Annotated in this window: 13 protein-coding genes; 4 read left to right on the forward strand and 9 right to left on the reverse strand. The window is 42.2% G+C overall.

The genetic code is table 11. The features are described from left to right. The first annotated feature begins 8 nt into the window (after positions 1–8). Positions 9–1,016: a low-specificity L-threonine aldolase gene (ltaE, locus tag HUS61_RS05895; RefSeq protein WP_175081497.1), complete on the forward strand. Its 1,008-nt coding sequence runs from the start codon at positions 9–11 to the stop codon at positions 1,014–1,016. On the opposite strand, the gene HUS61_RS05900 is transcribed toward ltaE, so the two are convergent. From HUS61_RS05900 to HUS61_RS05940, 9 genes are all read right to left on the reverse strand, one after another. After that, the gene (locus tag HUS61_RS05900) at positions 999–1,583 is read right to left on the reverse strand and encodes a thymidine kinase (protein WP_062565567.1); all 585 of its coding nucleotides are present in this window, start codon (positions 1,581–1,583) and stop codon (positions 999–1,001) included. The two genes, ltaE and HUS61_RS05900, sit on opposite strands and share 18 nt — an antisense overlap. 108 nt (positions 1,584–1,691) lie before the next feature. Next, positions 1,692–2,159 carry a methylated-DNA--[protein]-cysteine S-methyltransferase gene (locus tag HUS61_RS05905; protein ID WP_063527935.1) on the reverse strand — a complete coding sequence of 156 codons (468 nt, stop codon included), beginning with the start codon at positions 2,157–2,159 and terminating at the stop codon, positions 1,692–1,694. A gap of 2 nt (positions 2,160–2,161) precedes the next feature. Further along, the gene (locus tag HUS61_RS05910; RefSeq protein WP_175081498.1) at positions 2,162–3,511 is read right to left on the reverse strand and encodes a DNA-3-methyladenine glycosylase 2 family protein; all 1,350 of its coding nucleotides are present in this window, start codon (positions 3,509–3,511) and stop codon (positions 2,162–2,164) included. 87 nt (positions 3,512–3,598) lie between these two features. Next, the gene (locus tag HUS61_RS05915; RefSeq protein ID WP_175081499.1) at positions 3,599–4,210 is read right to left on the reverse strand and encodes a superoxide dismutase; all 612 of its coding nucleotides are present in this window, start codon (positions 4,208–4,210) and stop codon (positions 3,599–3,601) included. A 15-nt stretch (positions 4,211–4,225) separates the two neighbouring features. After that, on the reverse strand, positions 4,226–4,732 hold the full coding sequence (locus HUS61_RS05920; RefSeq protein ID WP_175081500.1) for a hypothetical protein: 507 nt from the start codon (positions 4,730–4,732) through the stop codon (positions 4,226–4,228). 122 nt (positions 4,733–4,854) lie between these two features. Beyond that, complete coding sequence (locus tag HUS61_RS05925) at positions 4,855–5,340, reverse strand: GNAT family N-acetyltransferase (protein ID WP_175081501.1); 486 nt, start codon at positions 5,338–5,340, stop codon at positions 4,855–4,857. A gap of 126 nt (positions 5,341–5,466) precedes the next feature. Further along, on the reverse strand, positions 5,467–8,577 hold the full coding sequence (locus HUS61_RS05930) for an efflux RND transporter permease subunit (protein ID WP_175081502.1): 3,111 nt from the start codon (positions 8,575–8,577) through the stop codon (positions 5,467–5,469). A gap of 9 nt (positions 8,578–8,586) precedes the next feature. Then, a complete protein-coding gene (locus HUS61_RS05935; RefSeq protein ID WP_175081503.1) occupies positions 8,587–9,714 on the reverse strand; it encodes an efflux RND transporter periplasmic adaptor subunit in 1,128 nt (375 codons plus the stop codon). A 57-nt stretch (positions 9,715–9,771) separates the two neighbouring features. Next, positions 9,772–10,149 (reverse strand): hypothetical protein, encoded by a 378-nt coding sequence (locus HUS61_RS05940; protein WP_175081504.1) that lies wholly within the window; start codon positions 10,147–10,149, stop codon positions 9,772–9,774. Between the two features lie 171 nt (positions 10,150–10,320). Between HUS61_RS05940 and HUS61_RS05945 the strand changes: the two genes are divergently transcribed. The 3 genes from HUS61_RS05945 to HUS61_RS05955 all read left to right on the forward strand — a co-directional run bounded on the left by HUS61_RS05945 (position 10,321) and on the right by HUS61_RS05955 (position 12,680). Beyond that, positions 10,321–11,181 carry a cation diffusion facilitator family transporter gene (locus HUS61_RS05945; protein ID WP_175081505.1) on the forward strand — a complete coding sequence of 287 codons (861 nt, stop codon included), beginning with the start codon at positions 10,321–10,323 and terminating at the stop codon, positions 11,179–11,181. A gap of 64 nt (positions 11,182–11,245) precedes the next feature. Continuing rightward, a complete protein-coding gene (locus HUS61_RS05950) occupies positions 11,246–12,316 on the forward strand; it encodes a PepSY domain-containing protein (protein ID WP_175081717.1) in 1,071 nt (356 codons plus the stop codon). A gap of 28 nt (positions 12,317–12,344) precedes the next feature. Beyond that, positions 12,345–12,680, forward strand: coding sequence for a DUF3703 domain-containing protein (locus tag HUS61_RS05955; protein ID WP_175081506.1), 336 nt, complete (start codon positions 12,345–12,347; stop codon positions 12,678–12,680). Positions 12,681–12,766 lie beyond the last annotated feature (86 nt).

A 12,766-nucleotide genomic window follows, 5' to 3' on the forward strand; every position in this document is an offset into this window, starting at 1 on the left:
ATAATAAGATGATCGACTTTCGTTCAGACACAGTTACAAAACCAACAGCAGCCATGCGCGCGGTTATGAATGACGCCCCAGTAGGTGACGACGTTTATGGTGACGATCCAAGCGTTAATCAGCTTGAACAATATGCTATTGAGCGCCATGGCTTCGAAAGCGCTCTTTATTGCAGCTCTGGCACGCAAGCAAACTTACTAGCATTGATGGCACATTGTGAACGTGGCGACGAATACATTTGTGGTCAACAAGCACATAACTACAAATTTGAAGGTGGCGGTGCCGCTGTATTAGGTTCTATTCAGCCGCAACCAATTGAAAATAATGCCGATGGCAGCTTAGATTTAAACAAAGTTGTGGCTGCGATTAAAGCTGATGACTTTCACTTTGCTAAAACCAAACTACTTAGCTTAGAAAACACCATTGGCGGCAAAGTTCTCCCGCTAAGCTATCTTAAAGAAGCTAGAGAATGTGTTGATAAACATAACCTTGCTCTGCACTTAGACGGTGCCCGTGTGTATAACGCGGCGGTTAAATTAGGTGTTGATATCACTGAGATCACCCAGTATTTTGATTCAGTGTCTATTTGCTTATCAAAAGGACTCGGTGCGCCTGTTGGCTCACTATTATTAGGTAGCAAAGCACTGATTGATAAAGCACGCCGCTGGCGTAAAGTACTCGGTGGTGGTATGCGCCAAGCGGGTATGCTGGCAGCCGCTGGCCAGCATGCACTTGAGCATCATGTAGCAAGGCTTGCTGAAGATCACGATAACGCGGCGTATTTAGCTGAGCAGTTGAACACGTTAACTGGTTTTGATACCTCAACTTTTCAAATCGATACCAACATTGTTTACGCAAATGTTGCCGAACATATCGATTTAAAAGCAGTGGCACATGCGTTAAAAGAGCAAAACATGCTGTTTTCACCGGGTAAACCACTGCGATTAGTGACCCATTTAGGCGTCACTAAGCAAGATATTGATAGCTTTATCGCGGCATTAGCGGCCGAGATTTAACGCTTCTTTATAATGTTTGCGGCACACCGATACATATCGGTCGTTGCCGCCAATTTCTACCTGATTACCGTCTGCAATCGCATTGCCATGCTCATCGGTACGCAGTACATGGTTAGCTTTACGACCACAGTGACACACTGTTTTTAACTCAATTAGTTTGTCTGCCCAGGCAAGTAGGTATTGTGAACCACTAAATAACTCGCCTCTAAAATCGTTGCGTAAGCCATAACACAACACCGGAATACCAAGCTCATCAACCACATCTGTTAATTGCATTACTTGGTCTTTTGATAAAAACTGACACTCATCAACTAAAATACAATGGCGCTTTTGCTCTGCATTTAATGATTTGATCAATTCAAATACATCTTTATCTGCATCAAAAATATGCGCATCAGCCTGTAAACCAATACGTGAAGACACCTTGCCAACACCTGCTCTATCATCAATAGCCGCGGTTAAAATAACCGGTTCCATACCACGTTCGCGGTAGTTAAATGCAGATTGTAAAAGTGTGGTAGATTTGCCTGCATTCATTGCAGAATAATAAAAGTACAGCTGTGCCATGATGTTGCCCAAATTTTAAAGTCGCAATATGCTACCCTAATCGCGCGACAACATCATCTATTACCTTACTCTTATTATCTCAATCGTTGTCCCAGTAAAATTGCTGTTTTATAACAAACCTTCGTGTTTCAGTAACCACTCTTTTCTTTCAAGGCCTCCTGCATAGCCTGTGAGTTTACCGTTTGCGCCAATAATTCGATGGCACGGCACAATAATGCTAATCGGGTTTTTACCATTTGCAGCGCCCACTGCACGCACCGCTTTTGGGTTATTAATCGCAAGTGCAATATCTTGGTAGCTTTTGCTTTGACCAAACTCAACATCCATCAGCGCACGCCACACTTGCCTTTGAAAGTGAGTACCTTGGGTATCAAGGGGTACTGTAAAACGTGTACGCTCACCGTTAAAGTATTCATTAAGCTCACTTATACAAATTAAAATGGGTGTAAGGGTATGCTCATCAACAACCTCTGTTTGCATTGCAACAACCGGGTAAAAGCCAACGTAACTGACGCCTTTTGACGTACTTTGAATGGTAATATCGCCAATCGGGCTTGGCATAATAACTTGTTGCATACTCATAATTGTTGCCATAGTTGAAAAGTTAAATAAGAGCGAAATGGCGCACAGTGCTCGCTATTAAATTCGCTGATTCCAGCGAGGGCTTTTTTAACCCCTAAGTCGCCCGCCAATAAAATATCAGGGTGGCTTTTACCACGTAGCTTGGCGTAATTAACTGTCCACGGGCCAATACCTTTGAGCTCTAACCAATTATCAAGCTCTTGATTATCTGGGTTTTGCTGACAATAAGCACTTAAACGCCGTAGCGCATCTTTGCGTGATTGTGGCATTTTAAAAAAATCGAGTTCAGAATTGGCAACCCAATCAGGAGTTGGAAAATAGTGGTTATTACTTTGCTGATTAAACTCACACACAAGCTGTGTTACTAGGTTATGAGCTGCTGTAACACTCACTTGCTGGCCAAGAACAGCTCGTATGCCCGCTTCATAGTCTGACCAAATTCCCGGTAAACGCAGCCCAACACACAGTGGCATTGCGCCTTTAAGCTCTGCATCTAAATGCTGTTCAATAGTGTGCGTGTCTGCGTCTAAATCAAGCACACGACGAATGTTATGGATCACTTGCTGTAAATAGCGGGTGTTATCAATATCAATTGCTACTTTAAAATGGTTTTTATGCTCAACAAAATGCGCTGTGAATTGCCCTTGGCAATATTTGTCTTTAAAAGTACGACCATAGCTCGTTGCGCTCAACCATTCTAAGCCACTAATTAAACGGCGCTGTAAAAAGTCATGGAGTGCTTGCCAGTTATAAGGCGGCCTAAATGCCAGTGTTAGAGTTAAGGTTGAGGCTGGTTTTTTATCTGTCTTACGTAACTTTGAAGGGGCAATATTTAACTGCTTTAAAAAAGCATCGTTAAAACGGCGAATACTATTAAAACCAGAAGCAAATGCGATATCTGCCACTGATAAATCTGTTTGTTGTAATAGCTGCTTGGCAAAATTGCATTGGTTAAATAATCGATATTGGGTGATCGACAGTCCAAAATGTTGGTTAAACAAACGACGTAAATAACGGCTCGACACGCCGAGTCTGTCGGCTAAAACCTCACAGTCGTAAGCCTCGCCTTTATCAATCAGTTGTTTGGCACGTAATGCGGTGGTTTTAGTACCTAGCCATGCTGGGCTATTCGGTGCACTATCTGGGCGACAGCGAATGCAGGGTCGAAAACCATCTTGCGCAGCCAAGTGCGCGTATTGGTAATATTCAACGTTCTTTTCTTGTGCCGTTGGTGCGGGGCAAATGGGTCTGCAATAAATGCCAGTACTTTTTACCGCCACAAAAAACACCCCATCAAAGCGAGGGTCGCGGCTTTGCCTTGCAGTTTGCCATTGTTGGCTAGTCATAATTATTCTCGTTACACGCTAATACCGTTAGCTTAACTGAATATTATTTTTTGACTAGCCAGTTTCGGACCTTAACTATTTAAACAGCTATTTAACTGCGGCTAAATATCGGCGCTCAACTTCCGGCCAATTGATCACTTCGTAAAATGCAGCAATATATTCAGGGCGACGATTTTGATACTTCAAGTAATACGCATGCTCCCACACATCAAGCCCTAAAATAGGCGCATGATTATGCATCAGTGGGCTATCTTGATTGAGGCTACTTTCAACGACCAATTGGTTATTTTCATCAACACATAACCACGCCCAGCCACTGCCAAAGCGGCTTACCGCGGCATTAGTAAATTGCTCTTTGAATGAGTCAAAGCTGCCAAATGTATCAACAATGGCGGTGTTTAATTCTGCACTTGGTGTGCCGCCGCCATTAGGTGACATAACCTGCCAAAATAATGAGTGATTATGATGGCCACCCACATGCTCTTGTACTGCTTTTTGTAAAGACTCAGGCATTGATGAAATAGCGCGTAGTAATGTTTCAGCATCTTGCTCAGAGTAATGGCTGCCCTCTAGTGCAGCATTCGCTTTATTAATATAGGTTTGATGATGCAAAGTGTGATGAATTTCCATGGTTTTCGCATCAATGTGCGGTTCAAGTGCATCATAGTCATACGCTAAATCGGGTAATGTAAAAGGCATACAGATTCCTTATCGTTAATGTAATAACTGCGTTTTGTGGGGATGGTCAGCTAATAGCTGATTGATTCGGTTAATGAGTGTCGGAAATGCCGATGCCATGCTCGCAAACTTAACCAGCTCATAATAGGTTTTATGATGATGGTGCAACACCAAGGTGCGAACTTGCTGCTCTGGGTGATTTAATAGCACGCTTAATCGTTGATGAGCATGGCAAAGCCAGGTGCAGGCTTTATCGGGTTTTTGCATGACTTTAAAGGTGTCGGCAAGATTCAAAGTGGCAACAACAAATGCTGCAATACAATGCTCTAACGAGCGAGTTACCGACTGGTTGATTGGAATATTAGAAAATTGCGCGAGTAGTGTTTCAGCGCAGCTGCTGGCAACCGTGTAATGATCACGCGCAGTAATAAGCTCGCCAGTTTCAAATGCTAAGTTGCCTTGATAAATTGCACTTTGCCAAGGGGCAAGCGCATCATCAATGGCGTGCGAAGTTAACGGTGTGTGGCGTGTTGTTTGAGTCATAAAAATCACCTGCACTTATACCAATCATTCTATGTGTATTTAAACTACACACAGAAAAGATCAAATGCAAATGATTTTTATTTATATTGTTATTTGTTTGTTTTAAGCTATAACAACATTACTTATTGTTGCGCAAAGTCGATAAGCTCTTGGCCTGTTAGGCGGTAAATAATCCATTCGTTTTGCGGTTTAGCACCAATGCTGTCGTAAAAATCAATGGCTGGTTTATTCCAATCAAGTACCACCCACTCAAAACGACCACAGTCTTTTTCTAGTGCTTGTTTAGCAAGATATTGCATAATTTGCTTACCAGCGCCTTTACCACGGCTGTCTGCGCTGACGTAAAGATCTTCTAAATACAAACCATTTTTACCAAGCCAGGTTGAGTAATTATAAAAATACACAGCAAAACCAATTGGTGTGTCGCCGTCTAAACAAATAACACTATGCGCCGTTGCGCCTTCACTGAACAACGTTTTTAAAATAGCTTGCTCGTCTGTTTTAACTGCGTCGGGTTCTTTTTCGTAAATAGCAAGTTCGGTAATAAAATGTAGGATTGTTGCAGCATCACTCGCGACTGCCGGACGAATTGTAATTGCGTTACTCACTCTGTATTCCTTTTTTACATCATTATTGTAACGCCCAGTTTATAAGGGCTTTAGCATGGTGTAAACGCCCTTTACAGAAATACACGGCATTAAAAAGGGGCTACTAAAAGTTAGCCCCATTATGCTTTATTTACTCATCGACTTATAAAGTACCGGAAGTACAAATAAAGTTAAGAAGGTTGCACTGACCAAGCCGCCAACAATAACCGTAGCAAGTGGCTTTTGTATTTCGGCCCCTATTCCTGTGCTAAGGAGCATTGGAATTAGCCCAAGCATTGAAGTAAGCGCGGTCATGAGTACAGGTCTTAGCCTTGAAACAGCGCCTTCAAATACTGCTTTATCTTTGCTATCTCCTGCACTAATCCTTTGATTAATACTTTCGACCATCACCACACCATTCAATACAGCAACACCAAACAGTGTGATAAACCCTACTGAACTGGGTACAGATAAGTATTGTCCTGACACATACAATGCAACCACCCCACCAATTACAGCCAAGGGAACATTGACTAGAATAAGCACCACTTGCGATAGGTTACTAAAAGCAAAATAAAGTAATAACGCAATGAGTAACAAGGCTACAGGTACTACTATCATCAGCCGCTGTTGTGCCCGTTGTTGGTTTTCGAACTGCCCGCCAATGGCCACACTGTAACCACTTGGTAGCTGCATTTTATCGGCAATGGTAGCGCGTATATCAGCAACAACAGAGCCCATATCTCGCCCCTGCACATTCGCTTGAATAACCACTCGCCTTTGAACATCATCGCGACGAACTTGCGCAGCGCCAGACTCAATTTGTACATCAGCTACATCCCCCACCCTTACAATGGCACCCGTGGGGGTTTGCAATCTAAGATCAGCAATCACATTTGGGTTTTGGCGAAAGCTTTTTGCTATACGCACATAAATATCATAGCGCTCATTGGCATTAATGATTTGCCCTGCAGATTGCCCGCCAATACCGTGCTGAACTACATCCATCAAATCAGCCACCGATAAGCCAAAGCGCGACAATGCCAAACGGTTAGGTTTAACTATCAGCTGCGCTTCGCCGCCTATTTGCTCCATAGCAACATCTTTAGCGCCCGGTATTTGCTGAACTAGCTGCTCAATTTGTTGGCCTTTTTCAGTTAAAACGCCTAGGTCACTACCAAATAATTTTATTGCCAATTGCGCTTTAACACCGGATAAAAGCTCATCTACTCGCGTTGCTATAGGCTGTGAAAAGTTAAACAAAAGTCCTGGGAATTGCTCAAGCTTTGCTTCCATTAGTTGCTGTAATTCGACACGCGTTTTCGCGTTTACCCATTGCTCATGAGATTTTAAGCCTAAATAGATTTCAATGTTGTTAACTGGTTCAGGATCTCCCCCCACTTCAGCCCTACCGATTCGGCTAAGCGCATATTCCACCTCACTAAATTCAAGCAACATGGCTTCAAGCTTAGGCGCCACTGAGATTGCCGTATCGAGACTTGCTGATGGAGCAAGTGTCACACGTAGGTTAATAGTGCCTTCTTCAAGCTCTGGCACAAATTCAGTACCCAGCCTAGGTAGTATAACGGCCGCTACAATCAACAATAACCCTGCTATAGCTAAAACGCTGCGTTTGGCCTGCAATGCTTTTTGTAAAGCCCGTTGATAAAGCATATCGATAGGTTTTAACAAAATACTTTGCTTTACTGTCACGCCTTTAGCAAATAAGTACACGCACAGAGCTGGCACCACAACCAAGGCAACGATAACAGCGCTAATAATCGCAAGAATAATACTCACTGCCATTGGCTGAAATAACTTCGCCTCAACGCCTTCAAAGCTAAACAGCGGTAAAAATACCGTTAGAATAATCAAAGAGGCAAAAAAGATAGGCCGTGCCACTTCTTTTGCAGCAATAGCCACCAGCTGCGAAGAAGGCTTATGTTGATTATGCTTAAGCCCTAGGTGCCTAAATACATTCTCAACCATCACAACTGAGCCATCTACCAGCATACCAATGGCAACAGCAATCCCACCCAACGACATTAAGTTTGCCGACAAGCCAAGCCATGCCATTACACTCAGTGCTAAACCAATCGAAATAGGTATCGACAATAACACCAAAAATGTTGCTCTAAAATCTAACAAAAATAGCGCTAATACAATGATAATAAACACAAAAGCTAAAAGCAGTGCGTCAATAACCGTTTGTACCGCTTGGCTAATAAGTTCTGCTTGGTCGTAAATGGCTTTAAATTCAACCCCTTTTGGCAGCGCTTGATTTATCATCTCGATACGCGCGTTAATGCCATCAATCGTTTGCTTGGTATTAGCGCCCATTCTTTTCAGCACGATACCAGTTACTACTTCACCACGATTGACTATTTCGCCTTGTTCATCGCGTTTAGACAAAGTGACAGCGCCTTGGCGAATTTCACTGCCAAGCTCAACATTCGCAACATCAGCCACTTTAACGACCGTACCATCAATGGTTTTGATAGGCGTTTGCGCAATCTCAGCAAGCCCTTTGTCGCCAGGGGTAAACCAACCTGTACCACGAATAACAAGCTGCTCTTGGCCACGGTTCATATACCAGCCACCCACATTACTGTTGTTAGCATCTAGAGCGTCACTAACATCTTGCTGTGTTAAGTCATAAGCAAGTAACTTATTGGGGTTTATGTTCACTTGATACTGCTTAACCTCACCGCCAAATGACAGAATATCGGTCACACCATCAATAGGTAATATAAGTAATTTAACCACCCAATCATTTAAGCTACGCAGTGCCATGCTATCTATGTTGGCATCTGGCTTTGCTTCAAGTAAATACTGATAGACTTGTCCAAGCCCTGATGTATTCGGGCCCATGGTTGGCATACCCACACCATCTGGGATCAACTCTTTAGCAGACTGCAAACGCTCAAAAACCAGTTGCCTAGCAAAGTAAATATCAACACCTTCTTTAAACACCACAGTGACACCGGATAACCCTGTTTTAGAAATAGAACGGACCTGCTCTACATCGGGAAGTGCATACATAACCGCTTCTATCGGGTATGTGATCAGCTGCTCAACTTCTTCAGCCGCAAGCCCTGGCGCTTCGGTATTCACCGCAACTTGCACATTCGTCACATCAGGAAAGGCGTCTAAATTAAGTTTTGGTATCATAAATGCACTCACTGCAATCGCTGCAAGCAAGGCCAATAACACCAGTAAACGGTTCTTTATCACCGCCTCTATTAATAAATTAAACATGCATCACCTCTAGTGGTTATGCGGATCAAATCCGCCTTTAGCTAGCTGTGATGCAATAAAAAAAGCACCTTGGGTGACAACTTCAAGCCCGGCTTTAATACCTAATACTTCACGATAATCGCCAAAACTTCTGCCAAGGGTTACTTCTTGGGCAGCAAAGCCACCATCGTCATCAACGACAAATAACTGCCAATCACCATCTGCACTACGTGTTAATGCGTTTTCAGGTACGGCAAGTACCTCTTGGTCTGTTTCAAAATGAAAATACACATCCGCAAACATGCCTGGGTGCAAACTATGCTGGGTGTTTTTTACCTCGAGCCTAACGGTTCGTGAACGAGTTTGTTCATCAATGGTATGTGCTTCTTGAATAACCCTTGCTTGATAGCGATTGCCGTTAACTTCCAACAGCGCCTTAGAGCCATTACTGATAGTACGGTCTTGATTAGCTGAAAGCTGAGCAGCAACCCAAAGCGCAGATTCATCGGCTATTAGCATCAGCTCAATCCCCGAATCAACTCGCTGACCTTGGGCAAAGTTATCGGTTAAAACAGCCCCCGATGTTTGTGCAAACAAGGTGTATTCACCGAGTTTTTCTGGGCTTATGGTGAGTGTTTGTGCAATAGCTTGTTTTGATAAACCAAAGGCAACTAATCGGCTATAAGCCACTTCATACTCGGCTTTGGCAGTTAAAATTTGTTTTTCGCTGACTGTACCCGCGGTCATTTTAGTAACACGTTGCCACTCGGCTTCTGCTAATCTAAATTCAGTTTGCTGGCTGGCTACTTCGCCACTAAATAAAGTGACTAAAGAGTCTCCTTTATTTACATGCTGTCCTAATAAGGCATGGCGTTTTACAACGATAGAATCAACACGCGGTGACACCACATAACTGGCGTAGCCATTGGCTTTAATTTCGCCCGGTGCATACAAGGTTTGATTGTGTTTTTTCAGCACAAGGTGCTCAACCTTGATATTAGCTAGTTGCTGTTGCTGCTCAGTTAAACTGACTTCATTAGCATGCTCAGCTTGCTCATTTTCTTGATGATTATGCGCTTGTTCTGTCGCATAAATATTTGTCACAGTCATATAGCATACGCACAGCAATGCGTAACGCATAAAATTTCTTAAATACATAGAGTGTCTCTTACTTAAAATGGGCTAAGCCCAAAAAATCTAAAAAAGGGTTTTTGATTAAGTAAGAGCTAAAATAGGTGGGCGATGTAGCGGTGCTAAGTCAGCCGATTTGAAGTTGAAATCAAGTGATTCAATTTTAGTGAAATAGATACCAGTAGGTTCAGACAATTGCAGCGAATCGACAAACGCAGGGCTGTGACAAACATGACAATGGCCTTTTTCGGCTGAGTCAGACAACTGTTTGCTAAGCTCGGCATGCTCTAATTGATGTAACTGGTGATCGCCATTGGCAGTGCAATGGGCTTCAAGGTCAATTTCTTCTGATAACAGTACCGAGGTGTGATTAAACGCAGCATTATGATCAGCCACATCAAAGCTATCCAGCAGTGGCTGGAGCAATAATACGCTAATCAAAATAAAAAATGCAGCTTTCACATTGAGCCTAAAAATTAGAACTAAAAATTGGTACAACGGCGCTAAATTAACAAATCTACCGGCATTTGAACAGTAAATTATAATCTGTACACGAACAATGCATTACAAACATTTCAATACCACGACACGCATGGTATAAAAATAAAGCAAATCAATAACTCGGTATTTTCTATGGGACACGGACACCACCATCATCACGATACAAATAACCAAAGCACCCGCCAACTCATGCTGGCAGTTGCAATCAATGTGTTATTAACTGTCGCTCAGGTGATTGGCGGCCTTGTTTCTGGCAGTTTATCGTTAATTGCTGATGCACTGCATAATTTAAGTGATGCCTCGTCGTTATTCATTGCCCTAATCGCCCGAAAAATTGGTGCCAAACCTGCTAATGATCGTTATCAATACGGCTATAAACGCGCTGAAATTTTAGCAACCCTATTTAACAGCTTAAGTTTAATTGTGATTGGTGGTTACTTAATTATTGAAGCTATCTCCAACTATTTAAACCCTGAGCCCATTGATGGTTGGATCATCATTTGGGTCGCTGGACTTGCGCTCATTATTGACCTTGTCACCGCCCTTTTAACTTACAAAGCAGGTGCTAAAGACAGCATGAATATTCGTGCTGCGTTTATACATAATGTGTCTGATGCATTAGCTTCAGTGGTGGTGATCATAGCTGGTACCTTAATTATTCTTTATCAATGGTATATTGTTGATTTAATTGCCACTATGCTGATTTCTGTGTATGTCATTTATCATGGTATTTTGCTGCTAATAGCGAGCAGTAAAATTTTAATGCAAGCAGCCCCTGATAATTTTGCTTTAACAGCAGCTATTACTGAGCTTAAAACCCAATTTGCCATCACTGATGTTGATTACCTCAAAACGTGGCAAATAGATGATCATCACGTTCATTGCGAGCTCAAGTTTAGTGCCAAGCAAAACATCAATAACGATGAAATACGTCACTTTTTACATGATAACTTTGCAATTGAAAGCTGCACCATTGAACAAGTTTTAGTGTAAATGTTACGCGTTATCATTTACAATTCAGTTTTGTTTTAACAGCAAACTGAAGGAACAAACCTTGTTGAAGTTGTGGTTACGTCGTACGCATTTATTGCTTGCCTTAGTAAGTGGTTTATTTTTGATTTGTTTAAGTTTGACCGGTGCTTTGCTTATTTACGCAAAAGACATTCAATACCTTACTCAAAGCGATAAATGGACTGTAACACCAGCGGCTTCAGCACTTGATTTTGATGACCTCATAAAACACGTTTCAGCTTCAACTAAACAACCGGTTACCCTGTTAATGCCTGAGCAGCGAAGTGATCTTGCTTGGCAATTACAGTTGGCAAACAACCGCTATGTCAGTGTAAATCCTTACAACGGCCAAGTGTTACATGAGTACGATTACTATAGTACGATTTATGGCTTTACCATGGCTTTGCACCGCTGGCTGCTATATGAAGATGGCGATAAAAACCGCCCATTAAGAAACTGGGTTTCGGTGTGTGCGCTCATTCTTATTATTGAAATTCTGCTCGGTTTTTATATTTGGGTTAAGCCAAAAAATCGCATCAAACGCTTGGCTATTAAGCGTAAAGCTAAATTTAGAGTGTTGATGTATCAGCTGCATACCGTTCTGGGTGTGTATTTTTTAATTCCACTCATTTTAATTGCTTACACAGGTATGGCGTTTAACTGGAAGCCACAAACCAAAGCCTTATTAGAATTTGTGATGCAAGGCACTGTTGAAGAGAGACCTAAACCGCCAGCCGTTATTCCCCCTTTAGCTGACACGCCTTTACAAGTGCAAAAAGCGTTTGATAACGCACAAACTGTATTTCCTGAGGGTAAGTTATTTAGAATTTATTTACCGAAAAAACCAACTGATAACATAGGTTTTAGAATAGAGAACCCGGGTGAAAGCCATGCCTATAGTTGGGTATGGGCAAACCCATATTCAGCAGATATTGTTGCAAGCTATGATGCCAGCCAAAGCTCATGGACCACGCAAACATGGAACTTTAAATATAAGTTTCATATTGGTGATTTTGCAGGCCCTATCGTGCAATTACTGTGGTTACTATTGGCTTTGTCACCGTTATATTTCACAATTTCAGGTATTTACTTTTGGTACAAACGGCATTACAAATAAACAACCATTACTGAAAATGACATTCGCCATGAATAGTGAGCTCAAACATGCCTTTAACAACGAAATGATATTGGCTACAACGAGTTATAAGAAAGCAGATTACACAACCGCTTTTTATCACTTAGAGCGGGCTCATATTCTGGCTCAAAGCTATATCATTGCGCATACTTACTCTCATTGGTGGATGTGTAAAATTGGTTTTAAAACCCATAATGCCAAGGAAATAATTGGTCAGTTTGCTCGCATGGCTGCTTCAATTGTGTTTTCGCGTATATGGGTACCACTCGGTAACACCGGCGGCACTAATGTTAGCCCTTTCAAACCAATGCCTATACCTGATGACTTGAAACGTTTTTTAAGCTAAAGCAGCTTTAATCTGCTGTTACTTATTGGCTATTAAACACGACAATCCCCTATTTATCATGACTCTCCATTTAAGCCCTTTGGCTT

This window comes from Pseudoalteromonas sp. 0802, assembly GCF_013350085.1.
Taxonomy (GTDB): domain Bacteria; phylum Pseudomonadota; class Gammaproteobacteria; order Enterobacterales; family Alteromonadaceae; genus Pseudoalteromonas.